Annotated in this window: 22 protein-coding genes; 15 read left to right on the forward strand and 7 right to left on the reverse strand. The window is 50.4% G+C overall.

What is annotated here, in order from left to right:
- Position 1 precedes the first annotated feature (1 nt).
- From gspD to M979_RS07780, 13 genes are read left to right on the forward strand one after another with little or no spacing between them, the layout of a single operon-like run.
- Entirely contained in the window at positions 2-1963 is a 1962-nt protein-coding gene (gene gspD, locus M979_RS07720; RefSeq protein WP_064554343.1) for a type II secretion system secretin GspD, read from the forward strand.
- Positions 1956-3434, forward strand: coding sequence for a type II secretion system ATPase GspE (gspE, locus tag M979_RS07725; RefSeq protein ID WP_064554344.1), 1479 nt, complete (start codon positions 1956-1958; stop codon positions 3432-3434). The genes gspD and gspE overlap by 8 nt, the downstream gene beginning before the upstream one ends.
- 2 nt (positions 3435-3436) lie before the next feature.
- Positions 3437-4657, forward strand: a complete 1221-nt coding sequence (gene gspF, locus M979_RS07730; RefSeq protein ID WP_064554345.1) for a type II secretion system inner membrane protein GspF — start codon at positions 3437-3439, stop codon at positions 4655-4657.
- Positions 4658-4669: 12 nt separating this feature from the next.
- Entirely contained in the window at positions 4670-5104 is a 435-nt protein-coding gene (gene gspG / locus M979_RS07735; protein WP_064554346.1) for a type II secretion system major pseudopilin GspG, read from the forward strand.
- On the forward strand, positions 5104-5619 hold the full coding sequence (gene gspH / locus M979_RS07740) for a type II secretion system minor pseudopilin GspH (protein ID WP_064554347.1): 516 nt from the start codon (positions 5104-5106) through the stop codon (positions 5617-5619). Before gspG ends, gspH begins: the two co-directional genes overlap by 1 nt.
- Complete coding sequence (gspI, locus tag M979_RS07745; RefSeq protein WP_034455313.1) at positions 5616-5978, forward strand: type II secretion system minor pseudopilin GspI; 363 nt, start codon at positions 5616-5618, stop codon at positions 5976-5978. Before gspH ends, gspI begins: the two co-directional genes overlap by 4 nt.
- Positions 5975-6586, forward strand: a complete 612-nt coding sequence (gene gspJ / locus M979_RS07750; RefSeq protein ID WP_064554348.1) for a type II secretion system minor pseudopilin GspJ — start codon at positions 5975-5977, stop codon at positions 6584-6586. Before gspI ends, gspJ begins: the two co-directional genes overlap by 4 nt.
- Positions 6583-7560 (forward strand): type II secretion system minor pseudopilin GspK, encoded by a 978-nt coding sequence (gene gspK, locus M979_RS07755; RefSeq protein WP_083963901.1) that lies wholly within the window; start codon positions 6583-6585, stop codon positions 7558-7560. Before gspJ ends, gspK begins: the two co-directional genes overlap by 4 nt.
- Entirely contained in the window at positions 7557-9005 is a 1449-nt protein-coding gene (gene gspL / locus M979_RS07760) for a type II secretion system protein GspL (RefSeq protein ID WP_064554349.1), read from the forward strand. Before gspK ends, gspL begins: the two co-directional genes overlap by 4 nt.
- Positions 9002-9742, forward strand: a complete 741-nt coding sequence (locus M979_RS07765) for a type II secretion system protein N (RefSeq protein ID WP_064554350.1) — start codon at positions 9002-9004, stop codon at positions 9740-9742. The genes gspL and M979_RS07765 overlap by 4 nt, the downstream gene beginning before the upstream one ends.
- Positions 9743-9766: 24 nt before the next feature.
- On the forward strand, positions 9767-11344 hold the full coding sequence (locus M979_RS07770; RefSeq protein ID WP_064554351.1) for an ExeA family protein: 1578 nt from the start codon (positions 9767-9769) through the stop codon (positions 11342-11344).
- Entirely contained in the window at positions 11341-11916 is a 576-nt protein-coding gene (locus tag M979_RS07775) for a general secretion pathway protein GspB (RefSeq protein ID WP_064554352.1), read from the forward strand. The genes M979_RS07770 and M979_RS07775 overlap by 4 nt, the downstream gene beginning before the upstream one ends.
- A 5-nt stretch (positions 11917-11921) precedes the next feature.
- A complete protein-coding gene (locus tag M979_RS07780; RefSeq protein ID WP_064554353.1) occupies positions 11922-12752 on the forward strand; it encodes a prepilin peptidase in 831 nt (276 codons plus the stop codon).
- Between the two features lie 17 nt (positions 12753-12769).
- Here the strand turns inward: M979_RS07780 and M979_RS07785 are convergent, their stop codons facing one another.
- From M979_RS07785 to M979_RS07805, 5 genes are all read right to left on the reverse strand, one after another.
- Positions 12770-13672, reverse strand: a complete 903-nt coding sequence (locus M979_RS07785) for a transporter substrate-binding domain-containing protein (protein ID WP_064554354.1) — start codon at positions 13670-13672, stop codon at positions 12770-12772.
- Between the two features lie 271 nt (positions 13673-13943).
- Positions 13944-15146, reverse strand: coding sequence for a cytochrome c (locus tag M979_RS07790; protein WP_064554355.1), 1203 nt, complete (start codon positions 15144-15146; stop codon positions 13944-13946).
- Positions 15147-15152: 6 nt separating this feature from the next.
- The gene (locus M979_RS07795) at positions 15153-17045 is read right to left on the reverse strand and encodes an NAD(P)/FAD-dependent oxidoreductase (RefSeq protein ID WP_064554356.1); all 1893 of its coding nucleotides are present in this window, start codon (positions 17043-17045) and stop codon (positions 15153-15155) included.
- A 12-nt stretch (positions 17046-17057) separates the two neighbouring features.
- Complete coding sequence (locus tag M979_RS07800) at positions 17058-17534, reverse strand: ester cyclase (RefSeq protein ID WP_064554357.1); 477 nt, start codon at positions 17532-17534, stop codon at positions 17058-17060.
- Between the two features lie 15 nt (positions 17535-17549).
- Positions 17550-18980, reverse strand: a complete 1431-nt coding sequence (locus tag M979_RS07805; protein WP_064554358.1) for a gamma-aminobutyraldehyde dehydrogenase — start codon at positions 18978-18980, stop codon at positions 17550-17552.
- A 277-nt stretch (positions 18981-19257) separates the two neighbouring features.
- Between M979_RS07805 and M979_RS07810 the strand changes: the two genes are divergently transcribed.
- Together M979_RS07810 and M979_RS07815 are read left to right on the forward strand one after the other, a co-directional pair.
- Entirely contained in the window at positions 19258-19983 is a 726-nt protein-coding gene (locus M979_RS07810; protein ID WP_034455292.1) for a FadR/GntR family transcriptional regulator, read from the forward strand.
- Positions 19984-20007: 24 nt separating this feature from the next.
- A complete protein-coding gene (locus M979_RS07815; protein WP_064554359.1) occupies positions 20008-20703 on the forward strand; it encodes a cache domain-containing protein in 696 nt (231 codons plus the stop codon).
- A 44-nt stretch (positions 20704-20747) separates the two neighbouring features.
- Here the strand turns inward: M979_RS07815 and M979_RS07820 are convergent, their stop codons facing one another.
- Both M979_RS07820 and M979_RS07825 read right to left on the reverse strand, forming a co-directional pair.
- Positions 20748-22226 carry an APC family permease gene (locus tag M979_RS07820; RefSeq protein ID WP_064554360.1) on the reverse strand — a complete coding sequence of 493 codons (1479 nt, stop codon included), beginning with the start codon at positions 22224-22226 and terminating at the stop codon, positions 20748-20750.
- A 255-nt stretch (positions 22227-22481) separates the two neighbouring features.
- The gene (locus M979_RS07825) at positions 22482-23930 is read right to left on the reverse strand and encodes an NAD-dependent succinate-semialdehyde dehydrogenase (RefSeq protein WP_064554649.1); all 1449 of its coding nucleotides are present in this window, start codon (positions 23928-23930) and stop codon (positions 22482-22484) included.
- Positions 23931-23933: the final 3 nt, after the last annotated feature.

Consider the following 23933-nt stretch of genomic DNA (forward strand, 5'->3'; position numbering starts at 1 on the left):
TATGTCATTACAAATAACAAGAATTGCCCAGAGCCTCACTCTGCTGATGGCTCTTTTGCCTGCTGCCTGGGGAGCCAATTACAGCGCCAGTTTCAAAAGTACCGATATTCAGGAATTTATTAATATCGTCAGTAAAAACCTGCATAAAACCATCATTATCGATCCCGCCGTGCGCGGTGTCGTTAACGTCCGCAGCTATGACTCGCTCAATGATGAGCAATATTACCAGTTCTTCCTGAGCGTGCTGGATGTGTACGGTTTCGCTGTGGTGCCTGGGGCCAGTGGTGTGCTGAAGGTGGTGAAATCCGTCAATGCGAAAACCGCCGCCATTCCGCTGGCGGATGATTACCATGCAGGAGTCGGAGACGAAGTGGTGACGCGCGTTATTCCGGCGTCAAACGTCGATGTGAAAGAACTCGCGCCACTGTTGCGCCAGCTTAACGATAACGCCGGGGCCGGAAATGTGGTGCATTACGAGTCCTCCAATGTGCTGCTGGTGACCGGGCGGGCAGCGGTAGTGAATCGTCTGGCAGAAATTGTGCGCCGCGTAGACTCAGCCGGTAATCAGCAATCTGACATCATTAAATTAAAGTACGCCTCTGCACGTGAGATGGGTTTAATCCTTAATGGCTTAAATAAAAACGATCGTAAAGGCAGCGGTCTGGTACCGAACGTGGTGGCTGATGAACGCACCAACAGCGTGGTTATTTCTGGAAGTGCACAGGGCCGCCAGCACTTAATCACTATCGCCCGCCAGCTAGACCGTGAAGAGCAAAACCAGGGGAACACACGCGTTTTTTATCTTAAATACGCTCAGGCGAAAAACCTGGTTTCGGTACTGAGCGGTACAAACTCATCGCCATCCCAACCCGCCAAAGGGGAAACCGCACCTGCCAGTACGGGTGCCGGTGCCAGCAGCACTACCTTTAACGGCAAAGAGGTCACCATTGTTGCCGATGAACAAACCAACTCGCTGGTTATCACCACCCAGCCTGATGCCATGCAGGCGCTGGAACAAATCATCAATCGTCTCGATATTCGCCGCGCCCAGGTGTTGATTGAGGCGGTCATTGTAGAGATGCAGGATGGCGACGCGCTTAATTTCGGCGTGCAGTGGTTTAACGAAAACGGCGGTGCTACCCAATTTACCAGCACCGGGCTGCCGATAAGCGCGGTAGTGGCGGCTGAAAATAGAAAAAACGGGTCTTCAGGCAGTGCTGCCTTACTGAGCAGTTTTAACGGTATCGCCGCCGGTTTTTATAACGGCAATTGGGGCGGGCTGGTCACCGCACTTGCCAACAACTCACGCAGCAATATTCTCGCCACACCAAGCATCGTGACGCTTGATAACAAAGAAGCCGCCATAAACGTGGGCCAGGAAGTCCCGGTTATTACCGGCAGCCAGGCCAGCACGACCGGCAGCGTGTACAACACCGTCGAGCGTAAAACGGTAGGTACAAAGCTCAAAGTCATTCCGCAGATTAACGATGGTGAAAGTGTGCTGCTTAATATTGAGCAGGAAGTTTCAAGCGTTGCCTCTGCCAGTTCCGTCGACTCATCTTCAGCCGGAAGCGATCTGGGCGCCACGTTTAACACTCGCACCATCAACAATGCGGTAATGGTCAGAAGCGGAGAAACGGTGGTGCTCGGTGGTCTGCTGAACAACCAGACCACCGAGAGCGTCAGCAAAGTGCCTATCCTCGGAGATATTCCGCTACTTGGTTATCTGTTCCGCTACAACAGCACCAGTACCAGTAAGCAAAACCTGATGGTGTTCATTCATCCGGTCATCCTGCGCGATGGCGCCAGTTATAACGGCGTTTCCAATGAAAAATACCGCCAGTTCCGCGACGAACAAAAGTCCGATCGTCTCAATCGCGATCCTCTTGCCCTTCCCTCTCCTGACCTGACTCTGCCAGCAACACCGGGTGCCCGCCCACGCGGAGGGTTCTTCAATGAGTGAGGAAAAAAAATGGGTAAAGCTCCCTTTTAGCTTTGCCCGCGATCACGGCGTGCTGGTGCAGTGGCAAGATGAGGCGCCAGTGCTGGTACATCATGGCGAACTCAGGCCGCAAATCCTGTTGGAAATACGTCGTGTAATGCGCCAGTCATTTTCCGTCAATACCGTCGCCGCCGCGCAGTTTGAGCAACTCCTGATCAAAGAGTATCAACGCGATGGCAGCGAAGCGCGCCAGTTAATGGAGGATTTGGGCAATGACCTGAGTTTCAGCGATCTCGCCGGACAGCTGCCTGGTACGCAGGACCTGCTCGATATGGAGGATGACGCGCCGATAATTCGCCTGATCAACGCCATGCTGGGCGAAGCGATAAAACTGGGCGCATCTGACATTCATATTGAAACCTATGAGTCCCGGCTTGCGATTCGCTTTCGTATTGATGGTGTTTTACGTGAGGTTATCCAGCCACAGCGCCAGCTGGCGGCGGTATTTATCTCGCGCATCAAAATTATGGCTCGCCTCGATATTGCCGAGAAACGTGTTCCGCAGGATGGGCGTATTAGCCTGCGCATCGGTGGTCGGGCCGTTGATGTCCGTGTCTCAACGCTACCATCCAGCCACGGGGAAAGAGTGGTACTGCGCCTTCTGGATAAAAACACTGTCCATCTGGCGCTTTCTCATCTGGGCATGTCAGCGGGTTTGCAGCAAACCATGTCGACTCTGGTGCGTAAGCCCTATGGCATCATTCTGGTTACTGGCCCAACGGGTTCGGGCAAGTCCACCACCCTTTATGCCGCGCTATCTGAAATTAATAACCACGAGCGCAATATTTTGACGGTGGAAGACCCCATCGAATATGACCTTGATGGCATCGGCCAGACGCAGGTCAATAACAAAGTCGATATGACTTTTGCCAGAGGGCTACGCGCGATTCTTCGTCAGGACCCGGATGTAGTGATGATCGGCGAAATCCGCGATACCGAAACCGCGAAGATTGCCGTTCAGGCCTCGTTGACCGGGCATTTAGTTTTCTCAACGCTGCATACCAACAGCGCCATTGGTGCCATTGCCCGCTTGCGGGATATGGGCGTGGAGCCGTTTTTGCTCGCATCTTCACTGACGGCGGTGCTTGCCCAACGCCTGGTGCGCACACTCTGCCCTCACTGCAAAACCCCTCAGTTGTTGGATGAACAACAGCGCCTGCGCTACGGCTTTGGGCGCGACATTACCCACCTATGGCAACCGGTCGGCGGTGAGTGCTGCAACCACACAGGCTATCGCGGGCGCACCGCGCTGCACGAATTGGTCGTTATCGATGAAGCCGTTCGCAAAGCACTTAACCACGATGCGACGGAAGATGAGCTGGAAGCGCTTATTCGTACCCGTACCCCGGCCTTACGCGATGACGGGCTGGAAAAGGTGCGGCAAGGCGTGACGTCACTTGAAGAAGTGCTCCGCGTGAGCCGGGAAGAATAATCATGGCTGATTTCCGCTGGCAGGCGCTGGACAGTAAAGGCAAGTCAAAACAAGGTTCGCTTGAGGCAGACTCCGTCCGTCACGCTCGTCAACAACTGCGCGAAAGACAATTACTGCCTGTCTCAATTAGCGAAGTTAACGCATCAGCAAGCACTTCACGTCATTTTTCATTCCGCCGTACGCCGGGAATGCGTAAAAGTGAATTAACCCTTTTTACCCGCCAACTTGCCACGCTCCTGGCGTCGGCAATTCCACTGGAAGAAGCGCTGAATGTAGTTTCGCATCAGACGGAAAAAAACCGGGTTCAGCGCGTAATTAATAGCGTGCGTAGTCGAGTTCTTGAAGGGCAAACGCTGGCGAAAAGCATGGCTGCAAGCCCTGCCGCCTTTGATGATCTTTACTGTGCCATGGTGGCGGCCGGTGAAAAGTCGTCCCATCTCGATGATGTATTAATGCGGCTGGCAAATTACACCGAGCAGCGCCAGCAAATGCAAAACAAGCTGCGCCAGGCAATGGTTTACCCCTGTGTTCTTACCCTGGTAGCCGTGGGAGTCATCGCCATCTTACTGGTGACGGTCGTCCCTAATGTGGTCGCGCAGTTTGTCCACATGAAACAGGAACTGCCGCTAAGCACCCGGCTGCTGATGGGATGCAGCGAGATGTTGCAACGTTTCGGCGCGCTTTTCCTGGCCACCATAACCTGTGCGGCCCTTTACTGGCGTCGCTGGTTAAAAACCCCGGCAAATCGTCTGCGTTACCACAATTTAGTGCTGCGTTTACCGATAGCCGGAAGGCTTTGCCGGGCCACCAATACCGCCCGTTTCGCCAGCACGCTCAGCATTCTCAATGCCAGCACTGTGCCGCTACTGGATGCCATGCAGATCAGTGGCGAAGTGCTGCAAAACGCGGAAGCCCGCCTACGCATCACACTCGCCCAACAACGAGTACGCGAAGGCAGCACCTTGCGCGCAGCCTTAGAACAGACACGCCTGTTCCCACCGATGATGCTGCATATGATTGCCTCCGGCGAACGAAGCGGCACCCTGGATAGCATGTTGTCTCGCGCCGCTGACAATCAGGACAACGCATTGCAGCAGGAAATGACTCTCGCGTTGAGCCTGTTCGAACCGCTTCTGGTGGTCAGCATGGCAAGCGTGGTGCTGTTTATCGTGCTGGCGATTCTCGAACCCATTCTGCAACTAAATAACATGATCAGTCATTGAAAAGGAGTCGTTATGCATAAGCCTCAGCAGCAAGGTTTTACCTTGCTGGAAATTATGGTGGTGATCGTCATCCTCGGCATTCTTGCCAGCATTGTGGTGCCGAATCTGATGGGGAATAAAAATCAGGCCGACCGACAAAAAGCGGTCACCGATATTGTGGCACTCGAAAATGCGCTGGATATGTACACCCTCGACAATGGGCGTTACCCCACCACCGAGCAAGGTTTAGATGCGCTACTCAACAAACCAGAAGCCGCGCCCGTACCGAAAAATTACAAACAGAATGGCTACATCAAACGCCTTCCGGAAGATCCATGGCAAAACGCTTATCAGCTGATCAGCCCCGGCGAGCATGGCTCGGTTGATATCTTTTCCGCAGGCCCTGATGGGCAAGCGGGTAATGATGACGATATTGGCAACTGGGATATGAACGGAGCCAAAAGCTAATGACCCTGGCTACGAGCAACCGGGGATTTACGCTTATCGAAATGATGCTGGTAGTGGCAATCATCGCTACGGCATCAAGTCTGGTTGTGATGGCGTTACCGGCAAACTCCCCTCAAAAGCAGGGGTGTGAAATGCTGGCCCGGCTTGCCGATGCCATTCCTGCACAACGCATGGAAGCCATGGCTCAGGGGTCGTTATTGGGCCTGAGCATCAAGGCTCACGGCTATCAGTTTATGGTGCAGGACTCCAGCCGTTCTCGCGGCTGGCGGGCTATATCAACGATGCAGCAACCTGATGGCGAAACTATCACATTGCAACTGACACAACAGGATCTACTGCTTGATGAATCACCAGTAGATGAACGAGACGATAAGCCCCAGCTGCTGTTGTTTCCCGGCGGTGAAGTCACCCCTTTTGAACTGCGCGCCTTCGCGCAAAAAAAAGCCATTGCGACATTAATTGTCAGCGAAGCGGGTGAAGTGCAGCTGGTCGATGCTACGGACACCACACCATGAAGCAACATGGAATGACGCTACTGGAAGTGATGGTGGCAATGGTCATTTTTGCCGGTGCCAGTCTTGCATTAATGAACAGCCTCAGTAGCCAGATGATGGCGCTGCAATCGATGGAAGAGAGCGTGTTTGGCAGTTGGGTGGCAGAAAATCAGATGGTCGATCTGCGCCTCGCGGGGGGGTGGCCAGCACTGGAAAAGGTTTCTGGCAAAGAGCAGTTCGCCGGGCGTAACTGGTATTGGCAACGTCTGGGTGAGACAACACGAGATCCATTGTTACGCGCCGTTGAAATCCAGGTGCGAAGCAAACCGAACGACGATCCGCGCATTCAATTGCGCAGCTATTTTTTCCGGCAGCCATGAACGGCAATCAGCGTGGTTTTACGCTACTGGAAGTGCTGGTCGCATTGGTGATTTTCGCCCTGCTAAGCCTCACGGCTCAGGCGGTGTTCCAGGGAGTATTACGTAACAACGCCGTGACCCAGGCGAAAATCTCGCGCCTGACCGAGCTCAGTTTTGCCATGCAGCAATTGGAAAATGACTTTACTCAGAGCTTCCCACGTACCGTGCGTGAGGCGGGAGCGCCGGGGAGCACAATGTTTAGCGCAGCCGATGGCCTACTGCAAAGTAAAGGTGATGGTGTGATGTTTACCCGTAGCGGTTGGTTTAACCCCGATGCCCGTTTGCGCCGCAGCGAACTGCAAAAATTGGGCTGGCGTTTACAGGATGCGCAGCTTGTAAGAGTGACATGGCGTTACCCGGATAACCTACCGGGCACCGAGCCTAATCAAACGGTGGTGCTGAAATCGGTGCGACAATTTCGACTGCGTTATTACCGCGATGGCCGCTGGTTAACACAATGGACGGCGACACGCGAACTGCCACAAGCGGTGGAAGTCACGCTGGACTTGCCCGATTACGGGGTCGTTACGCGGCGCTTTCTACTGGCCGCAAGTGAGAATGGCCGATGAAATATCAAAGAGGTATGGCTTTGCTCGTCGTCCTACTTTTGCTTTCTGTTATGGCTCTGCTGGCTTCGCAAATGACGGTTCGTTACCGGCAGATGTGGCAGCGCAGCCATACGCTACTGAGCCAATTACAGATGCATGAGTATCTTCTGGGAGGTGAAGCATTCGTTGCCCGAGTGCTCTATCAGGACATGTTAGATAGCCCACAAAAAACCTCCCGCGCGCAGTATTGGGCGACACAGCAAGAGGTCTGGCCGATTAACGAGGTTGCGCTGCGTGCTGAGATCCGTGATGAGCAAGCCTGCTTTAATCTCAACAGCCTGCAAAACCATGACGAGAATAACCCGGACAACATGGCCCAGTATCGCGAACACGTATTTGTCTCACTACTACAGAGTCTTGAGGTAGACAACCTGCGCGCCCGGCAGCTCGCAGCCACTGTAGAAGACTGGTTGGATGCCAACAGTGACCCGCAGCTATCAGGGGCAGAAGACCATGACTACATGGCGCTTAATCCGCCCTATTTGCCCGCTAACCAACCAATGAGACACCTGAGTGAATTACGTGCCGTTAAAGGTATAAATGGCGAGTTATATCAAATGCTCACTCCATTAGTTTGCGCACTTCCTGAACGCTCTCTTGCGGTGAATATCAACACGCTTGAGGAGCCACAGGCCCCGCTGTTGTCAGCTCTGTTTCTGAATATCCTGTCCGTGCAATCAGCCCGCGAGCTGATTAAGCGTCGCCCGGTGGAGGGCTGGACAAGTGTCGATGAATTTTTAGCCCTTATTCCTGGTAGCGATGAGCGAATTGCCGGGCCTGAAATCTCCCGTTCACTCACGGTAAACAGTGACTATTTTGTCTCGTCACTCACCATCGAAAACCCACAACAGCACAGCCGAATGATCAGCCATTTTTATCGCACAAGCGACCGCAAGGTTAGCGTTCGCAGCCGTGAAATAGGAGTGTGGCCATGAGTGAAACGTTATTAATCCGCCTCGCAAGCCATGCACATCAACCCATGTTCTGGTGGCTATTCTCCGCAGACGATCGGTTGTTGTTTTCCGGCGAAGTAACCGATGCCGCAGCGCTCGCAAGCTTGCAGGAATACACCATTGGCAATCAGGTGGTGGCGTTGGTGCCAGCCTGCGATTTGGTGCTGCGTTCCGTGAATTTGCCGGGGAGACTGACGAGCAAAACGCGCAACGCGCTGCCTTTTCTACTCGAAGATGAGGTGGTTGAAGAACCGTCCCGATTGCATGTGGCAGTACTTGCCCACGAATCACCATCAGTCCATCTGGCTGCGGTGGAACACACCTTAATGCAGGAGTGGCTGCGTTGGCTGGATGAAGCTGGCTTGCAAGCCAACCGGATGCTGCCTGATGTTTTGGCGCTGCCGCAAACTGTAGGCGGGTGTCGCTGGCCACTCAATGAACAGCATCTGATTCGTGAATCGCGCTGGCAAGGCATGGTGCTTGAAGAGGAATTGATAGCCTGTTTACCCCCAACGCAAGTTTCCGGGTGGCAAACTTCAACCCAGGCCCTGCCGCTGCGCGCGGTCCATCTTCCGCCCGTCACCCTGTTGCAAGGCACATATTGCCCACAGAAGAAAAAAACCGGCAGCTTCGGCGTATGGCGAACGCCGGTATTTTTGCTGGCCGCAAGCCTGGTTTTGATACTTGCAGTCCGCGGGGTCGAGAGCCTTAGCCTGAACCACCAGCAATCACAGATTCAGGAGCAGATGGCAGCTGTCTACCGCCAGGCCTTCCCCGGTAGTAAACCGGTGAGTGACCCGTGGTTTGCATTTAAAAAGAAGATGGAGGGGCGAAACAGCCAATTCCTGCCTTTTGCCCGAACACTTGATAGCGTGCTTCCCTCTACTGTTCGCGTGCAAACATTACAATTTAATGCCGCAGAAAAGGAGTTGCAGGCACAACTCTCCGGCACATCAGCCATTGCATTACAGGCTATAGAACAACGAATTCCAGCTGGTTTCTCACTACGCATCGGTGAGGAGCACACCAGAGCTGGCATGGTTACGGTCTATCTCAACCGTAAGCCAACACGCCAAAAAGAGCATCAACCGGCAATGCCACGTCTTGAGCAAATGAAGGCACAACTGGCCCAAATGCAAAGTGAGATTGGACAAAAACCGGCGATTTCACAGCCAGTCACTAATATGGCCGATGTCATAACTCGCACCAGTACCCAGGCTCATCTGCCTGCCACTCCCGTGGCGCAAAACGACAACGAGCTGGAGATCAAATACGCCACGCCACTGCCTTTTGCCTCACTGGCAAACTGGCTACAAACCCTTGAAGTCCAGTATGGCATTGTCGCGCAGCAGGTTGAGCTGACCGATAAAGGCCAGGGTAATGTGCAAGTGGAACGTTTAGTGCTATCCGGGCGTAGCCACTCATGAAAAGACAATATCTGCTGCTGCCATTGGTGCTGGGTTATCTGCTGGGACTGCTGTTGATGATACCCGCCCGATTTGTTATCGACTGGTTGCCTTTGTCATCAGGAGTCTCATTACAGGGTGTCAGCGGCACCCTCTGGCAAGGCCAGGTGCAAACCTTAGCGTTGGGCAAGCAACAAGTTGGCCCGATTAGCTGGAACTGGCGTAGCACAGCATTGCTCGAGGGAAAGATCGCGGCAGATATTGCACTGGCCGATCCTCGCATAGTTAACGGACGCGGGATTATTGGCTGGAACGGCGAATGGAGTATCCAGGAGGCTACGCTGCGTTTTCCGGCGGCGGTTTTGGGCAATGCCATGAGCCTTTCAGCCAAACTTGGTGGTGAGGTCAGCGCTCATCTGACCCAGCTTCGTTTTACCCCTCGCAACTGTATTGAGGCGCTGGCCGATGTGCGCTGGAGCAATGGGAACCTGGTGGATATCGCCGCGACGGTGAATACCGGCGATACCCATCTGCGCATCAAGTGTGTGAACCAGCAATGGCTTGCCGATATCACGCAAACATCCGAACAACTCCATAGCAAAGGGCAGCTCAGGTTACAGGGAGAACAACAGTATCGTTTGCAAGGAGAGGTCACGCCCGGCGCGACTTTCCCCCCCGCATTATTGATGCTACTGGCGCAAAGTGCCGGCCATGAATCACAGGGCCGTTATACATTCGAAACATCAGGGCGTTGGTAAGCGCCCGTAAAAGGAACATGAACCATGTACCAGGATTTTTTCGCGCTGAATGCGGCACCCTTTACGCTTTCACCCGATCCCGATTATCTCTATCTTGGCCCGGCGCATCGGGAAGCGTTGAGTCTGCTGCATCGCACCGTTGCATCAGGCGGTTTTATGACTCTTGTGGGTTCACCCGGCACCGGGAAAACCACCCTGACCCGCCATATCTGTCTGCATGCGGGCGTGGAAACCGAAACGGCATATTTGATTGCGCCGTTAAATTCCCCTACCGCCCTCACGACGCAAATTTGCCGTGCGTTTCATTTGCCCGATGAAACCGATCTGGAGACCTTTTTACGTCATAACCACTGGGGCCGAAAGCAAGCGGTACTGCTCATTGATGAAGCACAGCATCTCAGCGAGGCCCAGCTTGAAGCACTAGGCGCATTGACCAATATTGAAACTGACGACAAAAAATTGCTGTCGATTGTACTTATTGGCCAACCGGAACTCGAAGATAACCTTAACGGTTCGCGCCTGGTTCAGGTAAAGCAGCGTGTGACAGCACGCTATTTCCTCACACCGCTGTCAACAGAAGATGTGGATGCGGCAGTGCGGTTTCGCCTGCAAAAAGCGGGCTGTTTGCACCCTATCTTTTCGCGCGGTGCCATCAGTGTCATTACCCGTATCAGTAAAGGGATTCCACGCATTATCAATCGGCTTTGTGAACAAATGTTAGTGGATGCCGCGCTGGAAAGACGCTGGCGCATAACCTCCTCGCATGCCGTGCAGGCTGCTCACAAGGTCACAGGGCGGGTAGATATTGGTGGAATGCCCGGAATTATCAGCCTTATCGCAGGCTGCATGTTTGCGTTTGTTGTTGGTGGGTTTGTCTGGAAACAGTGGGGATGGTTGCCGCAACCGGAAGTACGCACTGTTAACATTCCGGTGAGTATTGCCCCGGACCCAAAGGTTCAGGCGTCGTTTGCAGCGTCTGTGAATAAGGCCCGTAATCAGAGCGCTGCATTTTCGTTGTTGAGCGCAACATGGGGTTATGACAGTGCGGATGAGCTATCGCCATGCGAGATAATATCCCCCGCAGGGCTGCGCTGTTTTCGCACTTTTGGCGAGTTAAGTGAGTTAGTTTCCCTGAATTATCCCGCCGTCGTGCATCTTAAAGATAAGACTTACGGCCACTGGTTTGCGGTGCTCGGCCACATTAACGGTAGCAAGGCATCACTTCTTTTCGCCAACCAGGAATGGGAGGTTTCAACGGACTGGCTTAATCAGCGCTTTCAAAAAGATGCCACGTTAATCTGGCAAATGCCTGCCAGCGGCGCGACTCATGTGACCAATCATAGCCCGGCAGAAGATATAGAGTGGGTAGCCCAAAGACTTACGACAGCATTGAAAACGCCGGTGAGTGAAAAGAGTGCAAAAATTCAGGCGGGGATCCTCGCATATCAAAAATTGCAGCACCTCCCTGCTGATGGGATTGCAGGAGAGCAAACACTATTGCGTCTGAGCAACCAGCCAGGCATGGATATTCCCACCCTTGACGGCACCATTCCTGCCCGTGACCAGACGGCAAACAACACAACAGAGCAGGAGAAACCATGAACCTGTCACTCACTCTCAAACCACACTCGAGGTTGTCAGCCAAAGGGTTTCTGATTTTAACCTGGTGTTCAGGGCTAACCTTTGCGGCATTCTCAGGGGCTGCGGCCTGCTACGGCTGGTACAGCCTGCATAATCTGCCCACTGTCAAAAGAGTTGAAGTCCCTCACCAGGCCCCACTCCCCTGGCGTATTGTCAGCAACACGCTGGCGTTTAAGACACAACCTGTGCCTGCGGAACCAGAGGAAGAATCGGAAGCAATTCCAGAGGAAGAATCATCAGAGGTTGAAGAACCGGGCAGCGCCGTGTCGGATGAAAAAATGGCGAATGACGATACCTATCCAGGCCTTGAGCAGTTATCCGAAGATGCGCGGCGGCGAATGCCCTCCATCAAATACAACGCCCACGTGTATTCCAGTGAAACAGGTAAAAGCGTTATCAATCTTAACGGCAACGATTACCACGAAGGAGCCGCTGTAGGTGCGGGAGTAAAACTGATGAAAATTGAACCTGATGACAGTATTTTCTCGTTTGAAGGGCAAACGTTCCGCGTAACGGCACTGTCGGACTGGTGAATGTGATGATGTTACTTGAGTTGGCTTCTTTCTACCCCATGGCCTGGAGTGCAATGTTGGGTGTTCTGGGGTTGCTGATTGGTAGTTTTTTAAATGTCGTGACCTGGCGTTTACCGAAAATGCTCACCGACCAATGGCAGGATGAGGCCTTGCTTACCCTCAATATCCCTGCCCCTTCCCGGCCGACCTATAATTTGTGCTGGCCACTTTCAGCGTGTTGTTGTTGCCAGCATCCGATATTGCGCCGTGATTTGTTTCCGGTCGTGAGTTGGTGCCTGTTGCGCGGGAAAAGCCGTTGCTGCCAGCAACCCATTTCCGTGCGCTACCCGCTGGTCGAATTAACCTGCGCGGCGTTATTTATCTTTGCAGGCGTGCTATGGCCGCCAGGATTACAGCTTGCGGCGAGTTTGTTTTTTATCTCCGTATTATTAACACTTGCCATTATTGACACGCGGACGATGTTATTACCCGATGTCCTGACCCTACCCTTAATCTGGTGTGGTTTACTGGTCAATTTTAATGATTGTTTTGTCTCGCTACAGGATGCCGTGGCGGGTGCTATCTGCGGTTATCTGGCGTTTGCCTTGTTGTCAGTCATTTTTGCGAAATTGACCGGGAAAGCCGCACTTGGCGGTGGCGATGCTAAATTATTGGCGGCTATTGGTGCCTGGTTAGGATGGGAAGTTTTGCCACAATTAGTCATGATTGCGGCTATTAGTGGCTTATTGGCGGCGGTTATTATGCATGTAGTAAAACGCCAAAAGCTAAACCAGCCAGTAGCCTTTGGCCCCTGGCTCACTCTTTCTGCAGGTTATTTTTTGTTTCTCACAACTTAATATTTAGGCTGCGAACACTACAGCTTCTCAGGTGACAACGCGCGGTAAGTCGCGCCTGGCGCGCTTGCTTTCACATAGTGCTGTAATACTTTACTCATCGGCATATGCAAATTTTGCTGTAATGGCGGGACCGGAGACATAAACCATTTGTTATACAGCTCTATGTATTTACCACTGTTGATGATTTCGCCTAATGATTTATTAACCAGACTCGTTAACTGAACAGAGTCTTTAGCCATCATTAAGCCATAAACATCCATATCATCCATATCAACATGACTGATTTCGTAACCTTCAGGATCACTGGCTTTAAACGCGGCGAGTAAAACCTCATCGGTAGCTAACATCTTAACGGTTTTAGACTTAAGGAGTTCTAACGCCGATGCCAGATCTGGCTGTGTCACCATCAGAAGCGAATAATCCAGTTTACGATTCAGTTTATTAATTCGTTCAATGGCGGAATCACCAGAAATAGCCACAATGGTTTTACCACGCAACTGGCTTACGTCCTGAACAGATTCACTTTTCTTAGAAAGCAATGCAGTAGAGGTAATAAAATAGGGAACAGAGAAATTATAAATTTTAAGGCGGGCATCCGTGCGGGTAATGGCTGAACATGTCATATCAACAGTATGCTGCTTTACTTTTTGTAAAGTTACACTCTGCTTTTCCCCAACCCAATTGATCTTAATATGAGGAATGTTTAACTCTTTTTCTAACTGGTCTACAACATCACGGCATATATCAATCGCCATGCCAATTGGTTGGCCATTGTCTGCATATGAAAAAGGGAAATCATTATAAGAATAGCTTAATGTTATTTGATGATTCTTTTTTATATTCGTAAGACTATCATCGGCATGAATGCAAAATGCTGGCAATGCGCAGATAATAAAAAACAGCGATAAATACTTTTTCATAAAAAATGCCAATCTATAGCCTATACACCCAATACCTTGAACCCTGCCATCATCGATGGTGAGCCACACAACCTTATGCACGCCAAAGATGACACACAAGCCAGTGATATTAAAGAATTATCCATAAATAAAACTTTAACTGATGTAGATGTCAATATCTTCCCTGCTATTGGTTAAGGGCAGGAAGGTAATTCGTTAATATTTGGTTGCTATAATGTTCTGGTTGCCAGAGTGGATAAGCGAACAGTTTATCCACTCTGGCAATAAATAATTATTCCTGTGCTTTTTTATATTTCGTAACATCATCCTTACTCATTGGTGGCGCACCATCCCCCCAATTCCCTCTCACATAATTAACCACATTAGTTATTTCATCAGCCGACATTGAATCTTTATATGCTGGCATTCTGAAGGAAATATTACCCTTGGTTTGCGGTGTTTGCGCACCTTGATAAATAACCGAGATCAGTGATGCAGGATCTTTCGCCATGACTATGGAGTTATTGACTAAAGAAGGTACGGTAAAATCTTTCCCTTTACCGTCATCACCATGGCAGGTCGAGCAATACATCGAGTACAGTGTTTTCCCATCCGTCGGTGAATAACTGATTGAACCATCTTTAGCAACCGGCGTTGAGTTTTTGTGATTGAAGCTCAGCAAATAAAATGAAATCGCGTCTAAATCACCATCGGTAAGATATTGCGTACTTTGCGTAACGACTTCACTCATTGGCCCTGATATTGCCCCATGCTGGCTTCTTCCCATCTGCAGGAGATCTTTTAATTCCTCAGATGACATCGAGATATTTCGTAATGATGGTGCATACCAGCCATCAATCGTTGCACCACTAAGATAAATATCGCTGTTTCCATCATAGGCTTTTTCCTGCATTGATACGCCTCTTGGCGTATGACAGGCACCACAATGGCCTGGACCTTCAACCAAATAAGCACCACGGGCCAGTAATTCTTTATCCTGCGCCGTAGTTTTTAGCGCTCTATTATCGGGATGAGCATCCTCAACATATAGCCAATTCCAGATATGCAGCGGCCATCTGGCTGAGAGTAACCAGGGAATATCATTCTCTTTATTTTTCACATCAGCGGCGGGAACCTCTTTCATGAAATAGTCATAGAGATCGTGAATATCCTTATCGGACATTCTGGCATACGACGGATAAGGCATTGCGGGATAGAGTGGATGGCCATCTTTCGCAATACCCTGCCTTACGGCCTTCTCAAAATCTTCATAAGAGTACTGACCAATGCCGGAAGTTTTATCTGGCGTAATGTTGGTGGCGTAAATATTCCCAAGCGGCGTGGCAAATGCTTTCCCTCCCGCCATCGGTTTGCCACCTTCAGCGGTATGGCAAGCCGCACAGTCTGAAACCTTTGCCATGTATTCACCTGCGGAGATGGCCGCTGCATGACCAGTATATAAAATGCATCCGATAGCTAATAAAGTCTGTTTCATGTCAGCTCATCCCATCGCCTTGAGTTCATTGACCGCGCGCCACGCCTGGTCAATCGCAGTATGCGCATAGGCGTCCCAGTCTGAATCAGAGTTAGCAATCGCGATTCGCCCGATAGGCTTACGCGCCCGTTCAATAATTTCCGGCATTTTATCCATGTCATCGAACAACGCGCTGGCGTAATAAGCGTAACCGTGAGCCCAGCGGTTCACGGTGATCGCAGTGATATCCCGTTCATGGTCAAACCCGGTTTGCCCAAGCATTTCCTGAAGCTGTTCGCGGATCATCTTTTCATGTGCATCAAAAGTGGTGCCGAGCAAATAAGCTCGCCCCTGACGGAACTGTTCGCGGGCACTCATTTTGCTGCCCGGGTATGTGGGCACATAAACCATGTGCAGGCACATAGGTTCATCCGGATTTTGCGGGTGGTGATAACTTCCCATGCTCACCGGATAGTCGAGCTTCACGCGGCTATATGGGGCCGCAGGTGAATAGAATTCGTGGATACCGAGTTTAGTAAATGCATGCCAGTTCTTGACCACCACATTGGTGTATACCAGCGGTGCTTTGACGTTCAGGCGCAAGTCAGCCTTTTGCTCTTCCGGGGTTTCAGGCACCAGATAGGGGATCATCATGTTGTAGCCCGCCATGATGGCCTTACGCCCTTTGACGCGATGTGCTTTGCCATCGTTAACGTAGGTCACAACCACGCCATCATCGGTATTGGCCGCATTAATCACAATGCTGCTCAGGCGAATGCGGGTGCTGTTGTCTTTGTGATCAAGTTTTTGATAATTCAGCCTGGAGGTGATGGAGTCTTCCATTGTGTTGCCAGGTAGCGCTTCGGGCACCAGGTGCCTGACTATCAAACGCGCAAGACCCGCATTGCCATCAGGTAAATGATAGACATACGGCTCTTCCAGATCGGCAAGGGACTCTTCATCAAGCGGAGGCAAGCCCATCTTGTCCATTCCCGGCAATGCGCAGGTCCGCGCGTCACCACAACTCACGCCTTCGATGCCGATAGCAAAGAAGTCATTGGTGCGTTGTTGGAAATACATGATGGCCATTTTGCTCAGACCCACTTTTTCCACCAGGAAATCCCGGTAGCTGTGGGTGTCCATCCATTCGGTTTTCTCGTCTACCGACATCCCTTTCAGGTAATCCTGCGGATTGACGTACAAATCCAGAATCGCTTTGCGGTCGCTCTCACTTAACGGGAAATCATTGATAAATGCCTCAAGACTGCGGCCATTGAGTCTGTCTGGCGGAATATCATCGGCTACTGCGCGCCCAGGATCACCGCTGACAATTTTCGTCTCACCGAAGTTCTTTTTATCGAAGAAAACCCCACGGCTCAGATTTAAGTCCGGGTAAAAATTGACCTCAAAACTCTGCTTCATGCGCGCAACACTGACGCCAACCGTAGACATCAGGCCATTTACCACCGGACTAAAGTTACGCGTTGGCGACTGAAAGGCTTCGCTACCACCGTAGCCAATAATTTTTTTGCCGCCGGCGTTAAACTCATTGCGCTTTGCGTGGCCGCCAAAATCATCATGGTTATCAAGCACCAGCACTTTGCTCTCTTTACCCATCAGGTCGTGCCAGAAACTGGCTGCCGCAAGGCCACTTAACCCGCCGCCGACAATAACCAGATCGTACTCTTCTTCAATCGGAAGGTGGTCAGTACTGAATTTTTCATGGTCACGGCCAATTGCGTGCGCCATCTCGAATGAGCCGGGATGGTTACCGCGTAACCCGGTAAGTTGTGGTGGATAGTAATCCTCCCCGATAACCGCGCGGGCATTACCGGCAGCTTTGGCAAGGTCAAGAGGTGTTAACCCTGCAGCAATAGTGATGGCAACTCCGTTGAGAAAATCACGTCTGGTTATGGACATAAAAGACCTTACTTATTTAGCCTGTGGTTTTAGTTCTTCATCCAATTTCTTAGAGTCGTAATAATCGCCTTGCCATGTAATTTTCCCGTTATTGACGGTGATGTAACTGACGCCTTCAAATTTAATCGGGTTGTTCGTTGCCGGACTGCCACCCCACTCACCGCTATTTTTGCCGCTAAACTCCCAGCGGAAGGCGATGGTGTCGTGGTCATAGACTGGCTTACTGGTCATTTTCCATGTCAGGTCCGGCACGGCTTTAATAAAAGCGCCTATCACGTCTTTTTCTGCATTTGCCTTCCCGTTAACCGGCGTGCCATTTGCTGCATCGTAATAAACCACGTCTGAGGCTAAATATTGTGCAGCTTTTGCCGAGTCATGGGCGTTCCATGCGGACATATAATCTTTAACCACCGTTAACGGAGAGACATCCGCCAACGCCAGATTTGAGAATAGAGCAAAGGAGAGCACGGCAATTTTTATTGCTTTCATTTCATCACCTTAATATTAAGAATCAGAGGTATCGCACATGATGTGTTTCACACGGGTGTACTCATCGAGCGAATAGGATGACAAGTCCTTCCCGTAACCGGACTTCTTGAAACCGCCGTGAGGCATTTCAGCGCACAGAGGGATATGGTTGTTAATCCACACCGTGCCAAAATCAAGACGCATACTGAACCGTTGCGCGCGGCCGTGATTGCTGGTCCAGATGCTGGATGCCAGGCCATATTCCACATCGTTGGCCTTATCTAACGCCTCTTCTTCTGAGGAGAATTTCTGCACGGTCATCACCGGGCCAAAGACTTCGTGCTGAATCGCCTCATCGCGTTGTTCAAGCCCGGAAATAATCGTCGGTTCAAAATAAAAACCAGGGCCTGCGCCAGGCTTACCGCCGGTTTCGATTTTGGCGTGCGCCGGTAATCGGCTAATAAAGCCTTTAACCTGCTCTAACTGATTGCGACTGTTAAGTGCGCCGTACAAGGCATTCTCATCTTCAGGCACACCGAATTTGATTTCGCGAGTTTTGCTTACCAGCTTCTCGAGGAATGATTCATAAATGGAATCTTCAATCAAAATACGCGTCGCCGATGTGCAATCCTGGCCTGCGTTGAAGAAGCCTGCGGTGGTGATGATATCTACCGCTTTATTAATGTCGGCATCAGCAAAAACGATAACCGGTGCTTTGCCACCAAGTTCGAGGTGAGCTTTGGTGAGGTTAGCCGCAGCCGATGCCGCTACCTGTAAACCTGCACGAACCGAGCCGGTAATGGACACCAACGATGCCTCAGGGCTCGATACCACCAGAGAGCCGGTTTCTGCTTTGCCAAGCAGCACGTTAAACGCGCCCTGTGGGAAAATGGGGGCAGCAAGTTCCGCCAGAATTAAGGTACTGATAGGCGTTGTATCGCTAGGTTTAAGCACCACGGTGTTCCCCGCAGCCAACGCCGGAGCAATTTTCCACACCGCCATCATAAACGGGTAGTTCCACGGCGTGACCTGGCCGACAATCCCTAACGGCTCACGGCGAATCGTTGAAGTTAAACCGGGGGTATATTCGTATGAGGCTTTGCCTTCAAGACATCGCGCCGCACCCGCAAAGAAACGCAGCGCATCGCAGGATGCGGCGATCTCTTCCTTTTCAATAAAGTGGCGTAACTGCCCTGTTTCCTGGCTTTGCGCTTGCGCGAGTCGGTCCACATTGTGTTCAATCGCGTCGGCCAGTTTTAACAGTGCCAGCTGTCTTTGGGACGGGGTGGAATGTTTCCAGACGGCAAACGCGCTTTTCGCGGCGCTATAAGCCTGTTCTACTTCGCTACGGCCAGCACTTGGCGACAGCGCGTAGGTCTCTCCGTTGACCGGGCTTACCAGTTCAAAGAGGTTATCCTCTGAACCTGCGACATATTGCCCATTGATAAAATGCTTCAGGATGTTCATCACGCTCTCCGCTCGTTAAAACATAAACTATATTATGTAATATGTTTTATGTGGCGCGAGTTCAATAACATTTTACTAACAATATGATATACATCCCATTTCGACGTGATATTTTAATGTGCAATTGCGCAGCAAGTATCAAGCGCTATGGATGGGTTCAACCAGGCGACACCCGTTGAAGTGAACCAGCATGAACACTTAAGCCTTCCTTCATTAACAAGGGGTTATATGCTATGTTCTGTGGATTATTTAAAGGATTATCTCACCAGGGAAAATTATGATTACTCATGCGGTGATATTCGCGCCAATAGGCCAGGCCAGCCGTTCCGATCAGATAGTTCAGCGTCTCTCGAATGCCATTATTACCGGGTTGCTTGAGGCAAATGAGCAATTACCGAACGAAGCCGACCTCGCTAAAATGATGGGGGTTTCACACATCACCATTCGTGAAGCACTAAATACGCTGCGCGCCAACAACTTAATTCACACCGTGCGTGGGCGTAATGGCGGCAGTTTTGTTTGTGAGCAGGTCTGGGAATTCAGTAATACCCTTAATCCATTTAAGACCCTGAGTACCGATTATTTGTCGGATTTAGGTGAAATGCATTGCGCTATTATTAGCCACAGCACACGTCTGGCATCACGTCGTATGACGAACGCAGATATCACTCGCCTGCGTGAATTTGTTGAAGTGCTCAATTTGGCAACATCACCTGAAGCACGCACTCAGGCTGATATGCGTTGTTTGTTAGCCATAGCCGCCTGTTCTCAGTCAGCGCGCCTCGCTAACCAGGAGCTAATTTTGCAGTCCGAATGGTCGTCACTGGTGGCTATTTTGTTCCGTTCAGAAAATATCCACCGTGAGATTGTTGAGCTATACACCACGTTAATTAACACGCTGTCTTCACACAATGAATCCGAGTCAGTTAACATCGCCAAAAAGCTAATCGATACGTTTACTTTCTATCTGATAGAAAATAAATTGAAATACAGTGCAAACTGACAAACTATAAAAATAGGCATAAATATGCTATTAACAACAACACTCCATGCCCTTACCAAAAAAATTGATAGCATCATTAACTCCACCATCGAATCTACCGGTTTGCTTGCCCGCAATATTGAAACTTCGCTGGCAGAAATTGAGGATGTTAATCTGGAGCATTTGCTTGAGCCCTCCGTCAGAAAAACCATTCAGGATCACATTAAAGCGACCTTAAACAGTAATATTTACTGCTCTGGCGCAGGCTTTGCCAGCCATATCGAAGGCTCAGGAAGTAATAAAGAGTTTTGGCTACTTGAGTGGTGGTATAAGAAAGCGGATGGTGTAAAGCAGGTGAATCTTGATTTGGACCAGGCCACGCAACAGCGTCTGGATTTCAGAACCTTTGAATGGTTTAAGCAAGCTCCCGCTGTCGGCAACGCGTTTATTCATGGTCCCTACGTCGACTATATCTGTAATACTTCTTACACCATCACCAGTGCCGTACCGGTTTATTTTAATAAGCAATTCTTAGGGGTGGCTGCAATAGATTTATTGGTCAGTCGTGTTGAGGATGAGTTATTACCTTTCGCTGCCGATAATAAAGTTATTCTTACCAATAAAGACAGCCGAATTGTCTTTTCATCGCATCCTCGCTTCCGGGTGGGTGATTTGCTCGATACCGGTGTGGCGAAGATTGTTTTTGAGAACGATTACTTTAATTTGTATCAGGCTAAATAAATGTAGGGTGGATTAGCATTAATCCACCCTACAAAAATTAAATATCAACTCTGCTCAGTGTTTAGTTTTCGCGCATATTCAATCGCATCGTTTTCTGGTGCGTTCGAACGGCCAAACGGCTTAGTGATAAACATGTAAAGCAGGCCTGAAACAATGACAATTGCCAGTCCGACTAATACCGTCCAACGGTCAACAAAGCTTTCGCCTGCGGCCGGTTGTGCCAGCAACCAAATACCACACAGGCCATAGGCTAATGCCAGTACGTTTACGATTAACCCCCATGAACCCACAGTCCACTCACCTGCTGGCTTCCAGCCTTTCAGGCGTTGGCGCAGCGCTGCCAGTACGACCATCTGGAATGAAATATAGATTCCAATAACCGCGAAGGCCGTGATACGCGCCAGACTATCCGGCTGGAAATAGACCCAGACACAGATAATCACTGGTAATAAACAACTCACAATCATGGCGTTATCCGGCACGCTATGTTTAGAGATTTTGGACATCCACTCGCTACCCGGCAGCATCTTATCGCGGGAGAAGGAGAATATCAGACGGCTCAAAGCAGCCTGCAGTGACAGAATACAAGAGAGCATGGCGATAATAGCGACCACAATAAAGATGGTTGCACCTGTCTCACCCAGCGCCTGGTTCAGAATCGTTGGGATTGGGTCAGCGATTTTACCGTTAACAATATTAATCAAGTCCGGGGAAGACAGCAGATAACCCAGAATCGAAATCACCGCGGAAATTGCACCGAAGACAATACTCAGAATCATGGCGACTGGAATCTTCTTACCTGGATTTTTAACCTCTTCAGCTACGTTACCGCAGGCTTCAAAGCCAAAGAACATAAACAAACCCATCAGTGATGCAGACATAAACGCAGTGGTGTAATTACCATCGGATGCCAAAACACCCATCGAGTCGAATACCACAGAGAATGGCTGTGAACGGTGGAATATTAACAGATAGATACCTAACGCAATGACGCTGACAATTTCACACCAGAAACCAATTTTGGCGACACGGGCTAAATTTTTCGTCCCGGACATATTCACGCCCATCATTATCAACAGCAGCACGACTGATGTGAGCATCATGTTGCCTGCGCTGGTTGCGTAGTGAAATAACGACGCAACAAAGGTGGAGGTGTATTCAGCGATAGAGGTAATGGTGACGACTAAAGCCCACAGGTAAATCCATGCTGCAATCCATGCATATTTTTTCCCCCATAACCTTCTTGCCCATGGGTATAACCCGCCGGTAATGGGGTATTGAGATGCCACTTCACCGAATACCAGTGCCACCAGCAGCTGGCCGCAAGCCACGATAAGAATCCACCAGATTGCCGGTGGCCCGGCAAGCGTTACCGCCAGCGCAAACAGCGAGTAAACCGCTGTCAACGGTGATAGGTAGGTAAATCCCAGTGCGAAGTTAGACATCAGCCCTATCGAGCGGTTGAATTGCTCGCCTTTAACTGGCTGATGTTGCAGATTTTCTTTGTCTGTCGTCTGTTCCATATCTTTTCTCTTTATGTGGCATAAGGGCAGGCAGTGTTCGTATTTTATAAAACATAATATGTTATATGTATACGCTTAATGTCACATAATTGTTAAGATCGTGAGCGTGATTGCAACATTCGCAGATGGGCAGTTTTTTGGGTCAATCTGGAGTGAAAAGATCAGAGGAAAAGTCGGATGTCGCTTGCGCTAATCCGACCTGATGTGCGAAATAATTCGTGTTGCAGCAAGGCTGCGGCGCGAAGTTTGAAGGGTTTAGAGTTTCACGCAGACGTATTTCATCTCTAAGTATTCATCAATTCCGAAGCGGGAACCCTCGCGGCCAAGGCCCGATTGTTTAATCCCGCCAAATGGCGCAACTTCATTGGAAATCAGCCCGGTATTGACGCCTACCATGCCATATTCCAGTGCTTCCGGAATTTGCCACTGGCGCTTCGCATCACGGGTGAAGATATAAGCTGCGAGGCCAAATTCCGTGTCATTGGCGTAATTCACAGCTTCTTCATCAGTTTCAAATTTAAATAGCGGCGCAACCGGGCCGAATGTCTCTTCTCTGGCAAAGCGCATTTCTTGCGTGACATTTGCCACGACCGTTGGCGAGAAGAAATTCCCACCTGACGCATGTTTTTGCCCACCTGTTAACAACGTGGCCCCTTTATCCAAAGCATCGCTAATGTGAAGCTCAACCTTCTCTATCGCTTTAGCGTTAATCAGCGGCCCTTGAGTGACCCCATCATCCATGCCGTTACCGACTTTCAGCGCCTCAACTGCTTTGACCAACTCAACGCTCAGCGCCTGATAAATACCGCTTTGTACGTAGATACGGTTAGCGCAAACGCAGGTCTGGCCGCTATTGCGGAATTTGGACGCCATAATACCTTTAACCGCGAGATCGATATCAGCATCATCGAAAATGATAACCGGTGCGTTACCCCCCAGTTCCAGTGACAGTTTCTTAATCGTTGGCGCACATTGCGCCATCAATAAGCGTCCAGTCTCGGTTGAACCCGTGAAGCTGAGTTTACGAACCGTAGCATTGCGGCAAAGCTCGCCACCAATCTCTTTTGCATCACCAGTGATGACCTGCAACAACCCCGTTGGAAGTCCCGCCGTTTCAGCCAGTTTTGCCAATGCCAGTGCGGTTAATGGTGTTTGCTCGGCCGGTTTGACGATAATGGCACAACCCGCGGCTAATGCCGGTGCTACTTTGCGGGTAATCATCGCCGCCGGGAAGTTCCATGGCGTAATGGCTGCACAAACGCCAATTGGCTGTTTGGAGACGATAAAACGCTGGTCGGCGCTGGTAGGCTGTAACAAGACGCCATCCACTCTTTTGGCCTCTTCAGCAAACCAGGTAATAAACGAAGCAGCATAGTTAATTTCACCTCGCGCCTCAGCAAGCGGTTTGCCACCTTCGAGGGTTATCAATCGGGCGAGATCTTCGCTATTTTCGTGAATCAGGCTCACCCAGCTGTGCAGGATTTTGGCCCGACTTGCCGCAGTCTGTTTTTTCCACTCTTTTTGCGCGACTTCAGCCGCAGTAATTGCCTGCTGAGTTTCTGCCTGCGCCATAAAAGGAACCTCAGCGATCTTCTCACCTGTCGCAGCATTCAAAACTGGAGCTGTTTTACCAGACAGTGCATGACTCCACTCTCCATCAAGCGGACAAGTTGTTAGCAGCAAGTCTGCATTATTTAATTCAATCAT

It is taken from the genome of Buttiauxella noackiae ATCC 51607, from assembly GCF_001654865.1.
Lineage (GTDB): Bacteria > Pseudomonadota > Gammaproteobacteria > Enterobacterales > Enterobacteriaceae > Buttiauxella > Buttiauxella noackiae.